The sequence below is a fragment of the Pedobacter sp. GR22-6 genome (genome assembly GCF_037402555.1).
GTDB lineage: Bacteria > Bacteroidota > Bacteroidia > Sphingobacteriales > Sphingobacteriaceae > Pedobacter.
Genome location: NZ_JBBEUC010000003.1, coordinates 350811 through 364117 on the forward strand (window position 1 = coordinate 350811; position 13307 = coordinate 364117).

At 44.5% G+C, this 13307-nt stretch carries 14 protein-coding genes; 7 read left to right on the forward strand and 7 right to left on the reverse strand.

Features of this window, described 5'->3' with window-relative positions:
- The first annotated feature begins 27 nt into the window (after positions 1 to 27).
- The 4 genes from WAE59_RS15365 to WAE59_RS15380 are packed head-to-tail and all read left to right on the forward strand — an operon-like array spanning position 28 to position 3699.
- Positions 28 to 639, forward strand: coding sequence for a ribonuclease HII (locus WAE59_RS15365; protein WP_337856867.1), 612 nt, complete (start codon positions 28 to 30; stop codon positions 637 to 639).
- 17 nt (positions 640 to 656) lie between these two features.
- Positions 657 to 1859: a glycosyltransferase family 4 protein gene (locus WAE59_RS15370; protein WP_337856868.1), complete on the forward strand. Its 1203-nt coding sequence runs from the start codon at positions 657 to 659 to the stop codon at positions 1857 to 1859.
- A gap of 39 nt (positions 1860 to 1898) precedes the next feature.
- Entirely contained in the window at positions 1899 to 2978 is a 1080-nt protein-coding gene (gcvT, locus tag WAE59_RS15375) for a glycine cleavage system aminomethyltransferase GcvT (protein ID WP_337856869.1), read from the forward strand.
- Positions 2979 to 2982: 4 nt separating this feature from the next.
- Positions 2983 to 3699, forward strand: coding sequence for a 2-phosphosulfolactate phosphatase (locus WAE59_RS15380; protein WP_337857425.1), 717 nt, complete (start codon positions 2983 to 2985; stop codon positions 3697 to 3699).
- Here the strand turns inward: WAE59_RS15380 and WAE59_RS15385 are convergent.
- Together WAE59_RS15385 and gldB are read right to left on the reverse strand one after the other, a co-directional pair.
- Positions 3696 to 4487 (reverse strand): patatin-like phospholipase family protein, encoded by a 792-nt coding sequence (locus WAE59_RS15385; RefSeq protein WP_337856870.1) that lies wholly within the window; start codon positions 4485 to 4487, stop codon positions 3696 to 3698. The two genes, WAE59_RS15380 and WAE59_RS15385, sit on opposite strands and share 4 nt — an antisense overlap.
- 4 nt (positions 4488 to 4491) lie before the next feature.
- A complete protein-coding gene (gldB, locus tag WAE59_RS15390) occupies positions 4492 to 5532 on the reverse strand; it encodes a gliding motility lipoprotein GldB (RefSeq protein WP_337856871.1) in 1041 nt (346 codons plus the stop codon).
- A 61-nt stretch (positions 5533 to 5593) separates the two neighbouring features.
- Between gldB and WAE59_RS15395 the strand changes: the two genes are divergently transcribed.
- Together WAE59_RS15395 and WAE59_RS15400 are read left to right on the forward strand one after the other, a co-directional pair.
- Positions 5594 to 6259 (forward strand): porin family protein, encoded by a 666-nt coding sequence (locus WAE59_RS15395; RefSeq protein ID WP_337856872.1) that lies wholly within the window; start codon positions 5594 to 5596, stop codon positions 6257 to 6259.
- A gap of 30 nt (positions 6260 to 6289) precedes the next feature.
- The gene (locus WAE59_RS15400) at positions 6290 to 7930 is read left to right on the forward strand and encodes an NAD+ synthase (protein WP_337856873.1); all 1641 of its coding nucleotides are present in this window, start codon (positions 6290 to 6292) and stop codon (positions 7928 to 7930) included.
- Here the strand turns inward: WAE59_RS15400 and WAE59_RS15405 are convergent.
- From WAE59_RS15405 to rsmI, 4 genes are read right to left on the reverse strand one after another with little or no spacing between them, the layout of a single operon-like run.
- A complete protein-coding gene (locus WAE59_RS15405; RefSeq protein ID WP_337856874.1) occupies positions 7905 to 8552 on the reverse strand; it encodes a Pr6Pr family membrane protein in 648 nt (215 codons plus the stop codon). The genes WAE59_RS15400 and WAE59_RS15405 overlap by 26 nt on opposite strands.
- Positions 8549 to 10147 (reverse strand): apolipoprotein N-acyltransferase, encoded by a 1599-nt coding sequence (lnt, locus tag WAE59_RS15410; protein WP_337856875.1) that lies wholly within the window; start codon positions 10145 to 10147, stop codon positions 8549 to 8551. Before lnt ends, WAE59_RS15405 begins: the two co-directional genes overlap by 4 nt.
- A gap of 9 nt (positions 10148 to 10156) precedes the next feature.
- A complete protein-coding gene (locus WAE59_RS15415; RefSeq protein WP_337856876.1) occupies positions 10157 to 10816 on the reverse strand; it encodes a PH domain-containing protein in 660 nt (219 codons plus the stop codon).
- Between the two features lie 30 nt (positions 10817 to 10846).
- Positions 10847 to 11572: a 16S rRNA (cytidine(1402)-2'-O)-methyltransferase gene (gene rsmI, locus WAE59_RS15420; protein WP_337856877.1), complete on the reverse strand. Its 726-nt coding sequence runs from the start codon at positions 11570 to 11572 to the stop codon at positions 10847 to 10849.
- 33 nt (positions 11573 to 11605) lie between these two features.
- Between rsmI and serS the strand changes: the two genes are divergently transcribed.
- Positions 11606 to 12877, forward strand: coding sequence for a serine--tRNA ligase (gene serS / locus WAE59_RS15425; protein WP_337856878.1), 1272 nt, complete (start codon positions 11606 to 11608; stop codon positions 12875 to 12877).
- A 78-nt stretch (positions 12878 to 12955) separates the two neighbouring features.
- On the opposite strand, the gene WAE59_RS15430 is transcribed toward serS, so the two are convergent.
- Positions 12956 to 13270: a hypothetical protein gene (locus WAE59_RS15430; protein WP_337856879.1), complete on the reverse strand. Its 315-nt coding sequence runs from the start codon at positions 13268 to 13270 to the stop codon at positions 12956 to 12958.
- Positions 13271 to 13307: the final 37 nt, after the last annotated feature.

Genomic DNA, 13307 nt, shown 5'->3' on the forward strand with positions numbered 1-13307 from the left:
TTTGAATTTTATTAACTTTACGGAACTATGTTATTGAACTGTTATCAGAATGAATTTTTAGAAGCTGGATGTGATGAAGCCGGTAGGGGTTGCCTTGCGGGGCCGGTATTTGCCGCGGCAGTCATCCTGCCTCTGGATTTTGTAGCGGGCGAACTCAATGACTCCAAAAAACTGACGCATAAACAACGCTGCAGTCTGCGTGTGGTAATAGAACGCGAGGCTCTGGCCTGGGCAGTGGCTTCAGTTGATAACCACGAGATTGACCAGATCAATATTCTGAATGCTTCATTTCTGGCCATGCACCGGGCGGTAGAACAGTTGAAGATCCAGCCTGGATACCTCAGCATAGATGGTAACCGTTTCAAGGCTTATCCCAACATACCCCATGCCTGTGTGGTGAAGGGGGATGGAAAATACCTGAACATTGCTGCAGCCTCAATCCTGGCAAAAACGCATCGTGACGAGTATATGGAGCAGCTTGCCGGGGAATATCCGCACTACCAATGGCAACAAAACAAAGGTTATCCGACCATTGTACACCGTACGGCCGCACTCGAATATGGTTTATCGCCATTTCACCGTAAAACTTTCAGCATTACAGATCCTCAGTTGGTACTATTTTCCGAAAATCAGGTATAATTCGTATTTTCATAGGATTGAAAGCACTAATCCTTACCAACCGGGTTCCTTTTCCGCCGAACAGCGGATATCCTATAGTAGTTTATAATACTATTAAGGGATTGCTGCGTCTGGGGGTAGAAATTACACTTTTCAGTATCAATACGAATAAACACCGTGTAGATGTGGACGATATCTACGATCCGATATTTGAGCACATCAAATTTCACTCTTTTAGCCTGGATACGGAAGTCAATGTATGGGGAGCTTTCCTGAACATTTTTTCCAATCAATCGTATAACGTCTCAAGGTATTTTGATGAAGAAGCAGCCAGGTTGCTGGAAGAAGTCCTGAAGGAAAATGACTTTGACATCATTCAATTTGAAGGACTGTTTGTAGTCCCTTATCTGGATATCGTAAAGGCCAATAGTAAGGCCAAGCTGATTTACCGTGCGCATAATATCGAATGTGATGTTTGGGAACGGATTGCAATGACCGAAAGTTTCCGACCTAGACGCAGTTACCTCCAGTTCCTGGCGCGCAGGCTAAAAGTTTATGAGACAGAACAGATCAACAGGTTTCATCATGTTTTTGCGATCAGTGAGCAGGATAGACAGAGTATCCTTTGTTTTGGTTGCCAGGTGGGTATAGAGGTACTTCCGGTGGCGCTGGATTTTGAAAAATATATCACCCAGATTGCTGAGCATGGCTTCCCGACCCTGTTTCATTTGGGTGCAATGGATTGGCGGCCCAATAAAGAAGGATTGGAATGGTTTCTGGACGAGATTTGGCCCGATATTGAGAAACTGAACAGTGAACTACGTTTTTATATTGCCGGTAAAAATATGCCACGTGAGTTTTTCGAATACGATTCTGAAAACCTGGTTGTGGAAGGAGAGGTATTTGATGCCGTTGAGTTCATCAACTCGAAATCTATTATGATCGTGCCGTTGTTGTCGGGCAGTGGAATGCGGGTGAAAATTATTGAGGGAATGGCCATGAGTAAATGCATCATTGCGACCAGTATGGCGGCTGAGGGGATCAACTGTGCGCATGGAAAGGATATTCTTATTGCCAATACTGCGGATGAGTTTTACCGATCCATCCTTCAGTGCATTACCAACCCCAATAAATGGCGTGAAATTGGTGAAAATGCACGTAAAACTGTAGAACGTGATCACGACATCTCTGCTGTCTCCAAAAGAATGGTGAATATCTATCAAAAGCTGGTTAGTGCTTAAATTTTACGTACTTTTGGCCACGTTTTATAGATATATCAAATGAAAAATACCGCATTAACAGAAAAACACATCTCTTTAGGAGCCAAAATGGTTCCATTTGCAGGATATAACATGCCCGTTCAGTATGAAGGTATCAACGCCGAACATGCGGTGGTCAGGACCGGAGTCGGTGTTTTTGACGTTAGCCATATGGGCGAATTCATTCTAAAAGGCGAAAATGCATTGGATCTGATCCAGCGTGTGACCAGCAATGATGCCGCTAAACTTTACGATGGGAAAGTTCAATACTCTTGCCTGCCAAATGAAAATGGCGGTATCGTAGATGATTTATTGGTTTATCGCCTGGACGAAAAAAGTTACATGTTGGTAGTCAATGCCTCTAATATAGAAAAGGACTGGAACTGGATTCAGAAATTCAATGATAAAGATGTAGAAATGCACAACATTTCTGACCGTACCTCATTGCTGGCCATTCAGGGGCCAAAGGCAGCAGAAGCATTGCAGTCGTTGACTGAAGTAGACCTGGCTTCTATGGAGTACTATAGTTTTGTGAAAGGGGCTTTTGCAGGTATTGACAATGTGATCATTTCCGCTACCGGATATACCGGAGCTGGCGGTTTTGAGATTTATTTTGACAACGAGCATGCAGATGTGATCTGGAATGCCATTTTTGAAGCTGGAGCCCAGTTTGGAATTAAGCCAATCGGCCTAGGTGCACGTGACACGCTACGTCTGGAAATGGGTTTCTGCTTATACGGCAATGATATTGATGATACAACTTCTCCAATAGAGGCAGGTCTGGGCTGGATTACTAAGTTCACTAAGAAATTCACCAATTCAGAAGCTTTGCTGGCAGAGAAAGAAGCTGGTATGCAACGTAAGCTGGTGGGATTTGAAATGATTGACAGGGGTATTCCTCGTCATGATTACGAGATTGTGGATGCAGAAGGTACAGTAATTGGAAAGGTGACTTCGGGAACGCAGTCCCCCTCATTGCAAAAGGCGATAGGTATGGGGTATGTAAAAAAGGGACTGGACAAAGAAGGTACAGAGATCTTCATCCATATCCGCAATGCCAGGATCAAAGCAAAAATTGTAAAATTCCCATTCTATAAATAAGAGAATTTTGAGAAGTATAGACGTTTGCCTCACTCCGGCGCTGTTGAATCTTTATGAGATTACAAACAGCATTGTTGTCGTAATTGACATATTGAGAGCTACATCTTCTATTGTATACGGAATAGACAATGGTGCTGAAGCCATTATTCCGGTTGCTCATGTAGAAGACTGTCTGGCCTATGCTGATCAGGGTTATCTTTTGGCTGCTGAACGGAACGGAGAGGTAGTCGAAGGCTACGATTTTGGCAACTCTCCTTTCTCTTACACTAAAGAGAAAGTTGGGGGAAAGACTGTAGTCCTGACGACCACAAACGGAACTAAGGCTTTGCATATGGCAAGAGAAAACGCCCATCAGGTAGTGATGGGCGCTTTTCTTAACCTGCAGGCTTTATGTGACTGGCTCAGGGTACAGGACAAGAATGTGCTATTGCTCTGCGCAGGCTGGAAAGACAAATTCAATCTGGAAGACACCCTTTTTGCAGGTGCTGTTGTGGCCAATTTGCGCCAGGACTTTACGCATCTGGATGATTCCTCGGTAGCTGCTGAAGATTTGTACCTGTGTGCAAAATCGGACCTGAGAAAGTACCTGCATAAATCTTCCCATAGCCACAGGCTGGCCCAACTGAATATCGAAGAGGATGTACAATTTTGTTTGCAGCTGGATGTATGCCAGTCTATCCCCGTACTGGAGGGAAATGCCCTGGTTGCATTGCGTGCTTAATCCGTTTTCTTTTTGATACTGAGGATCAGCTCCTGGAGCAAGGGGTTATTTTTAATGGATTTGAGCGTCTCTTCATAAGCCAGCCAATATATGGTCTCGGCCTTTTTGGTATCGAAAGTATTGATCTCACCCATTCCTTTTGGCTCAATCATGACATTGCAAAAAGCAGCTTTCTGTTCCATATCCTTATTGATAGACATGACGCCGGCACGGGCCATTAAACCGGTAATGCCTGTGATTTTGTCGACCGCCCTCAGGTGATTGCAGGAGGAACCAATGATGAAATCGCAGTTGTTCAGCAGGGGCTCCACCGGGAAATTATTCAGCACACCGCCGTCCACATACATTTGTCCGTCGATCATGATTGGCTTAAAAATTCCCGGGATACAACTTGAGGCCTGTATAGTTCTGATGAGTGGACCTTTATCGAAATAGACCAATGTACCCTCACTGAAATTGGTGGTAGCGATTGTTAAGGGGATTTTGAGGCTTTCTATTTTATCCTCAGGGAAGTACTCCCTGAAGAGATTGACCGTGTTTTCCAGGTTCATGAGGCCTAAAGAACCTACGGCGGGCCTGATGAATTTGAGCAGGCGAATCTTCAGGAAAATATTCAAGGCTTCTTCCGGGTCTACACCAGCTGCAAAAAGAGCGCCGGCGATAGAGCCGGCACTGGTACCGGTGATGTGGCTGAATTTGATGCCGGCATTACTGAATGCTTTCAGCACCCCTAAATGGGCAATGCCCCTGATGCCGCCTCCTGACAATACAATTCCGATCCTGGTCATTCGCTTAATTTTTTGGTTTATATCTGGATGCAGTCAGGATTTTCTGGGCATCGTGTTCTTTCATCAGTTGCTGCAGACTAATCTCCTTGTTTTCCTTCATGTATTTACGGACGATCTGCCAGCCCACCCAAACCCCAAGTTTAGGAGCAGATTCATTGCGTTCCCCCAAGCCAGGTGTAAAAGGGCCCTCACTCAGAAACACCTGGATTTTTTGGTAATCGGTGTCATACAGCAGGTTGTTTTCCAGATAATAAGCCCAGATGTCTGACTCGAAGTTTTGGCACCATTCAATTTGTTTTTTGGTGTAGCCTATCTTTACAGAATCGGGGACGTCCTCTGACAATACCTGGTCCATGAAGTAGAGTATTTTCCCATTATGAACCATTTTGGAGAGGAAGCTACGGTCTTCATCACTTTCGGGAAAGAGTTCTTCCCTGGCATAGGTCTCTGCAAGACGGGGTACCATGTATTCCGGGGAAAACCGTCTGGACAAATAGCTGGGGACACTCTGTACAATCGCCTTGTAGAATTTACTGTCCTTTCCAAGGAACATGTCGAGGCCGATCCCCATGTAATCGTCGCCCACTGGTGTTTGGACGGCAAAACCTGAAATGAAGGATATGAACTGTGGGATTTTTGCATCTGGATAATAGTACCTGACGTATTTGAAAGCCTGGGTTAGCTCCTCCTCTTTGTCCGACAAATTCTTGAAAACGCCTTCTGTTTCGTCATTGAGATCTGTGTAAGCCTGGTCTTTATAGAGGGTCTGCAGTATTTCGCTGTTGGTATAGTCGTAATTGCCCACCATCCTGTGGATAAAGTCGTCGTAAAACTTTCCATATTTCCTATTTAAAAACGTGTCGGTCTGAAGCAAATTTTTAGATTTTCCGGCAAAAAGATCACGGTCAAAGCGGGTAATTTTTATAGTCAAATGTACATCACTAACGTCTGGCTTTGTATTTTGCCTGCAGGAGCCCAATGAAAAAAAAAGGGGCATAAAAAGAAAAAATAGATAGCTTTGACGAAGTTTTACGTTATGTCTCATTAGAAACAAATATATAACTAAGTTTATTCAAGCTTCAATCTCAGGTAAAGAAAATATACATATGAAACGAATCATCACCGCGCTGTTGCTGCTCTTTTTTACAGGAAATATTTACGCTCAGGAGAACGTCTTTTCCAAATATGGATTCAAACTGGGGCTTACGGCACACCCTACGGTGGGTTGGGTAAAACCACAGATCGGTAAGAGTAATGGTGTATCCCTTGGCTTTTCTTATGGCGTATTGGGCGATTTCAATTTCGCTGAAAACTATGCTTTTGCAACGGGACTGACCATCACGACGATCAATGGAAAGAGTACGGAAGTGCTGAGTACTCCGGGGCCGGGAGGTTCACAGCAAACGGCGGCGGGACTAAAATACAAACTCCAGTACATAGAGGTTCCCCTGACCCTGAAACTGAAGACCGATAAAATAGGTGACGTGCGCTGGTACGGTCAGTTCGGCCTCTCGAATGACTTCAAAATCGGTGCAAAACTCGGAGGGGATGGTGTGGGGATGGCCGATGGGCTGAATGAAGACATCTCAAACGCTACCAAATTCTATAGGGCAGGGCTAATTTTGGGCGTAGGCGGAGAATTTGAACTGAAGGGAAATACCAGCATCATGGGGGGACTGACCTTAAATAACGGCTTTACCAACATCAGAAAGAACGAAAGCAATACCTTGCGCAACCATTATATTGGCCTCAACTTTGGCGTATTCTTTTAGGTGGAGTTCAAACTTTAGTATCTTTAGCACATGAAAATAGCACTGGCGCAACTCAATTACCACATTGGGAATTTTGAATACAACACCCGGAAAATCATCGCGCAGATCCATGAGGCGAAAACACAAGGCGCAGATCTGGTTGTTTTTGCAGAACTTGCGGTATGTGGATATCCACCGCGTGATTTTTTGGAATTTGCAGAGTTTGTGGACTTGTGTGAGCAGGCTGCAGCCGAAATTGCAAACCATTGCCAGGATATTGCCTGCGTGATCGGCCTTCCCGTGAAAAATGAAGTTTTGGCGGGAAAAGACCTTTATAATGCTGCTTATTTTATAGAAGCTGGGAAAGTGAAAGCGGTAGTTAGAAAAGCTTTACTGCCCAACTATGATGTCTTTGATGAATACCGGTATTTTGAGCCTGGAAGCGAGTTTGAATGTATTGAATTTAAGGGCCTGAAAATTGCGCTGACCATCTGTGAAGACCTGTGGAACATCAATGATAATCCCCTTTACATCGCCAATCCAATGGATGTGCTGATCGCAGAAAAGCCAGACCTGATGATCAATATCGCTGCTTCGCCATTTTCCTATGCCCATGATGATGAGCGTATGGTGGTGCTGGGCGACAATGCAAAAAAATACCAGTTGCCGCTTCTGTATGTCAATCAGGTAGGGGCACAGACAGAATTGATCTTCGATGGAGGCTCCCTGGCTTTTGACAAACAGGGCAATCTATTGGACGAAATGCCTTATTTTGAAGAGGCTTTACGTATCTATGAATTTGAGGATTCAATCATCAAAGGGCACTCACCTAAAGTGCATCAGCCACTGTCTGACATTGAGCAGATCTATTCGGCTTTGATACTGGGTATTCAGGATTATTTTGAGAAATCTGGTTTCAAAAAAGCGGTGCTCGGACTTTCCGGGGGTATAGACTCAGCGGTGGTATGTGCGCTGGCCTGCAGGGCTCTGGGTGCTGAAAATGTGATGGCCGTTCTGATGCCCTCCAAATATTCTTCAGATCATTCGATTAAAGATGCGCTGGACCTGGTCGCTAATTTCGGTTGCCAGCATGAAATAATTGAAATCAAAGACGCGGCTGATGCTTTTGATCAGATGCTTTCGGGACCTTTTGAGGGTTTACCTTTTAATCTGGCTGAGGAAAATATACAGGCAAGGTGCAGGGGGATTGTCGTGATGGCGATGTCCAATAAGTTTGGTTACATTTTACTGAACACCTCTAATAAAAGTGAGTGTGCAGTAGGCTATGGTACGCTCTACGGAGACATGTGTGGTGCGATCGGTGTGATTGGTGATGTCTACAAAACGCAGGTTTATGAACTGGCAAATTACATCAATAAGGATGGAATTGTCATCCCCGAGAACTCGATTGTGAAACCGCCTTCTGCAGAGTTGCGTCCAGGTCAAAAGGATTCAGATTCATTGCCTGATTATGATATGCTGGATAAGATCCTCTATCAATACGTAGAATTGAAACAGAGCTCATCGGCCATCATCTCCCAGGGATATGAAGAAGCGACGGTGAGACGGATCATTAAAATGGTTAATAATGCGGAGTTCAAACGCTACCAGACACCACCAATCCTCAGGGTCTCTGCGAAAGCCTTTGGAATGGGTAGAAGGATGCCTATTGTCGGGAAGTATCTTTCCTAGCCTTTGCCCTGATTTTGGATAGCCGTATCATCACCAGGCAAAGAGAGGCAAAAAGAAGAGCCACGCCAACTGAATTGAGGAGCACCTGTTGGTAGCCCAGTTTTGCTACGTTAATGAAAGGGTAGGGGTAGTGACTGGAGAAATTTCCGGTAACCAGGATCACGCAGACATATAGAAATGGATAAATGAGCCATGACCAGATCAGCTTCCATTCCAGCTCGTCTTTTTTAACAAAAATGATCCAGTATGCCAGGCTGAGCAATGGCATCATGACATGCATCATTTCGTTCGTCAGTTTGCCGAGACCGGTTGGATGGGTAATGGGCCTAAGTAAAATGTTGTAAATTGCGGCTACTACTACCATGTAGACGGTGATTGCAGCGAACACACGGTTTTGGCCAAAAAATATTCCCCAGGTTGATTTCGCTGAGAAAAGCAAAAAGGAAAATGCCACCGTTGCCATGATATTTGTCAATATGGTAAAATAGCTAAAATAGATACCTAGTGTTTGCCATAATGGGAGCTGGCTTCCCTGGATGGTGATGCAGACTTGAAGGATCAAGGCCAGCCATCCAGTCAGTACACTGATACTGAGAAATAGGGATTTGGAAGTTATTTTCATGACGAAGCGGTTTTATCCGGGCGCAGCCACTTTTTGAAAAGTATAAACAGCGCCAAAGCAATTGCGAGGGCGGCACAGAATTTGGCGATCAGGTCTCCGGACCTGACATAAAAAGTAAGGCTGTCGTTTAGATTAATGTCTGCCTTGATCGCAGCCCTGGTCCACCATTTTGTTTGTTGCAGGATATCTCCTTTCTGATTGATGAAGGCCGAGATGCCCGTGTTTGCCGATCTTACTACATAGCGTCTCGTTTCTATAGCACGTAGCTTAGCGTAAAGCAGATGTTGGTCCTTACCACTGGTATTTCCCCACCAGGCATCATTGGTAATGATGGTGATGAACTGCGCACCATTTTTAACCGCCTCGCCAACCCATTCCCCCCAGAGCGATTCATAGCAGATCACCGGTGTAGTGCCAATGCCACTATAAGCATAAAAAACTTCAGGATGTTCCTGCCATCCCCAACCACCGATCGTTCCACCGAAACCCTCAAAAACCGGGGCCAGGATAGAAAGGAGCCCAGGAAAAGGCATTTTTTCTACGCCGGGAACGAGCTTTGATTTATGGTAAAACTGAACATTGGCCGAATTTTCTACCTGCATTGCAGCATTGTAGTGTTGTGTTTTCCCGGCCTCCAGTTTTGTACTTTCAATGCCGGTAATGAGTGTGCCGTTTTTGTATTTGTTGAGGAATTGCTGAGCGGCAAAATAATAACTATTGTCCCTTACCTGATCTTCGTCAGTTTCTGTTGGAATGGCGGTTTCCGGCCAAACAAAATATTCGGTGTTGGATTGAGCTATGGAGTCAGAAAGGCTGATCAGGGTGTTTAATTGTTGAAATCCGCTATAGCCATCAAATTTTGTATAGGGATTGATATTGGGCTGTACTGCAACAACATTGACTGGTACAGATTTTTCCTCATATTGTGCGTACTTGGTCAGCGATAAAGCAATTGGAATGACCAACATCAGTAACCATAATAAAGCAGGACGCCATCTGGCATATCCGGTGGCTGTGCTTTTTATTTTTTTATAGGCTTCAAAAGCTAAAATATTGCTCAGAAGAATCCATAGAGAACCTCCGTATACACCAGTATATTCATACCACTGTGCCAGTTGATGCATCCCGGCAAGTCCATTACCCAATGACATCCATGGAAAAGCCAGGTCCCAGGTTTGGTGCAGGTACTCCATGGCAATGTAGAAGGAGATCAGGCCGGCATAAGCAATCTTCGCATTCGCGACCAGGGCAAGCCTGCTGTAGAGCCAGAAAGCAAAGGTCATCAGCAATGCACCTAATCCAAAAGGGATTAAAGAAACAGGCAGTGCAATCAGTGGAGGGTTAACCGCACTTATGGCATTGTATACCCAATAAATACAGGCCGTATTCCAGATCAGGAAACAGAGACCGGCGGTGAGGAATACCTGTTTGCCATTCTTTTTATGTCCGTTTTTCCGGATTTGTTCAAGGGCCAGCAGCAAAGGTACCATACCTACAAGAAGCAGGGGAGCAGTGTATTCGATAGGCGGCCATGCCAGCCACATTAAAAAAGCACTTAAGACTGCAAGCGAAGCAGGGCGTTTCAGAAAATTCATATCAGGCTGCTATAAGCTGTCGAGTATATCCGCTTTTTTTGCTTCATACTCCTCCTGGGTGATCAGGTGTTTGTCGTAGAGGCTTTTCAGCTTCCTGAGTTTTAGTGTGGTTTCATCTTCCGGTTCTTCTACAGGGGCAGGAATGTTGACCGGGGCAGGGATGCTGACAGGAGCAGAGAAAGCAGGAACTTCTTCTTTCGGTTCAGGTGGATTTGCATTCACTGTAACCGGGGAAGGAGCAGTACGCTTGTCTTCAAGTTCAGCTTTTCTAAGCTGCTCTTTGAAGTTTTCCAGTTGCTCATAAGCAGCCTGGTAGAGTTTGCGGGCTTGTACTTTCGGGATGTACTCAGTTACGATGTTTTCGCCCTGCAGTGGTACGCAAATGAATTTGGAACCAAAGATCTCTTCCTTGAAAGATACCTCTTTAATGCTTTTCCAGGATATGTCCTTAAAGTTCATCGTAATGCCAAAATTACCAGGCTCACAATAGAAGATGCGCTTGTTGCTCACAGCGATGCAATCTGGCAGAAGGTTTACCGCAGGTTTTTTTTGCACCGCCAAATAAATCAATTCTTCGTTGGCCGTTAACATGTCATTGAGTTTCCCCAATACCTTTTCTACTGCCTTTGGATCCTGCTCGTCACTTAAAAATCTATCTATTAATATCATGTTTTCTTGTTAAACTGTTTTTCAAAAGTGCTATTCTTCTTCTGCCGGAGCGTATTTGTTCTTTTTTTTCAGGACTTCCTCTTTTCCGGCAATACAAATTACAAATTCTCCCTTTAATATATTGTTTTCAAAATGTGATTTAATTTCTGAAAGCGAGCCACGTACGGTCTCCTCATAAAGCTTGGTAAGTTCCCTGCTCACGGAAGCTTGCCGGGTGGTGCCCATGTACAGCATAAATTCCTCGAGGGTTTTGAGCAGGCGGTGTGGACTTTCATAGAGTATAATGGTCCGCTCTTCCTCCGCCAGTTTTTTCATACGTGTCTGCCGGCCCTTTTTTACCGGCAGGAAGCCTTCGAAGACAAAAGCGTCTGAAGGAAGACCCGAGTTGACCAACGCCGGTACAAAGGCCGTTGCTCCGGGAAGGCATTCCACCTCCAGCTCCTGCTTGATCGTTTCCCTGACCAGGAAAAATCCCGGATCAGATATGGCGGGTGTACCTGCATCAGAGATCAGGGCTACATTTTTTCCTTCTCTTAAAAACCGGATGATTTCAGCAGTAGCCTGATGTTCATTGTGCTGGTGGTGTGAGTATGCTTTTTTATCGATGCCGAAATGCTTCAACAGCGGAGCGCTGGTACGGGTATCCTCAGCAAGAATGATATCTGCCTCCTTTAGGATCCGGATGGCCCTGAAGGTCATATCTTCAAGATTGCCAATCGGGGTGGGTACAAGAAATAATTTGCCGGCAAAACTCATAACTCTTATTATCTTTGTTTAAAATATAAAATAATGCTGCAAGTTAACTATATCCGCGAAAATAGAGAGAAAGTTTTAGAACGACTGAGTGTCCGTAATTTTAAGCAACCTGAATTGGTTGATGAGATTATCCAGATTGATGAAGAGCGCAGGCAAGTTCAAACTTCGCTGGATAACCTTTCTGCAATTGCAAATGCTGCTGCCAAGCAAATTGGGGAGTTGATGCGCAATGGGAAGAAGGAAGAGGCCGAAGTCCTGAAAACGGAAACTACAGCCAATAAGGACCATCACAAAAAGTTATCAGAGCAGTTGGCAGATCTGGAGCTGCAATTACATAACCATATTGTTCAGTTACCTAACCTACCTCATCACCTGGTAAAAACAGGCAATACCCCGGAGGAGAATGAAACGGTATATGAGCATGGGACGATTGCTGAACTGCCTGAAAATGCTTTGCCACACTGGGAGCTTACCGCTAAATATGACATTATAGATTTTGAACTGGGAACCAAGATTACTGGTGCTGGTTTTCCGGTATATAAAGGAAAAGGAGCGCGTTTGCAAAGGGCCCTGATCAATTTCTTTTTGGATAATGCAACAGAACAAGGTTATAAAGAAATGCAGGTTCCTCATATGGTCAATGAAGCTTCTGCATTTGGAACAGGTCAGTTGCCGGATAAGGAAGGACAGATGTACCATTCTACTGTCGATAACCTTTTCCTGATCCCAACCGCAGAAGTGCCGGTTACCAATCTGTACCGTGACGTCATTTTGAAAGAAGAAGATTTTCCGATAAAAAACACAGCATACACGCCATGTTTCCGCAGAGAAGCGGGTTCATATGGCGCGCATGTACGCGGACTGAACCGTTTGCATCAATTTGATAAAGTAGAGATTGTACAGGTGGTACACCCGGATCAATCTTATGAAGCACTGGAGGGCATGAGTAATTACGTTCAGTCCCTGCTTCAAAAACTGGGTTTGCATTACCGCGTCCTGCGCCTTTGTGGCGGCGACATGGGTTTTGCTGCTGCCATGACCTACGATATGGAGGTCTGGAGCGCAGCCCAACAACGTTGGCTGGAAGTATCTTCAGTATCTAATTTTGAAACCTACCAGAGCAACAGGTTGAAATTGAGGTTTAAGGGGGCATCCGGTAAGACTCAATTGGCGCATACTTTGAACGGAAGTGCTTTGGCCTTGCCACGTATTGTAGCCGCGATCCTGGAAAATAACCAGACAGCGCAGGGAATTAAGGTTCCGGAGGCACTGGTTCCTTACACTGGCTTTGAATATATAGATTAGTCATCTGTCAATAAATAAAAAAAGCTTCCAACCGGAAGCTTTTTTTATTTAAGGGATTAATAAGTAATAGGGGCAATTTTATAAAATCAAGATCAATAGCAAAATGATGATGATGATAGCACCTACAGAAAGGTAAACACCTCCACCCATTGCATTTGCTTCGCGCTTCAGTTCTTTCAACTCTTTACGTAAAGCTTTCTTTTCATCTTTGGATAAATCAGACTTATCCATTGATTTGATTTCTTCTACACGGTCGGTAATCCTCTTCAGCTGAATTTTCTGCTCAGCAGTCATTTCAGTTTTAACTTTTTCTTTTCTGTCTGCGGCGTTAACTGTGTTTGCACTGATGGCTAATGTGAAAATTAGCACCAAAGAGTAAATTACTTTTTTCATATTCTTTTATCTTTAAGTTTAACATCCGATAAATAAC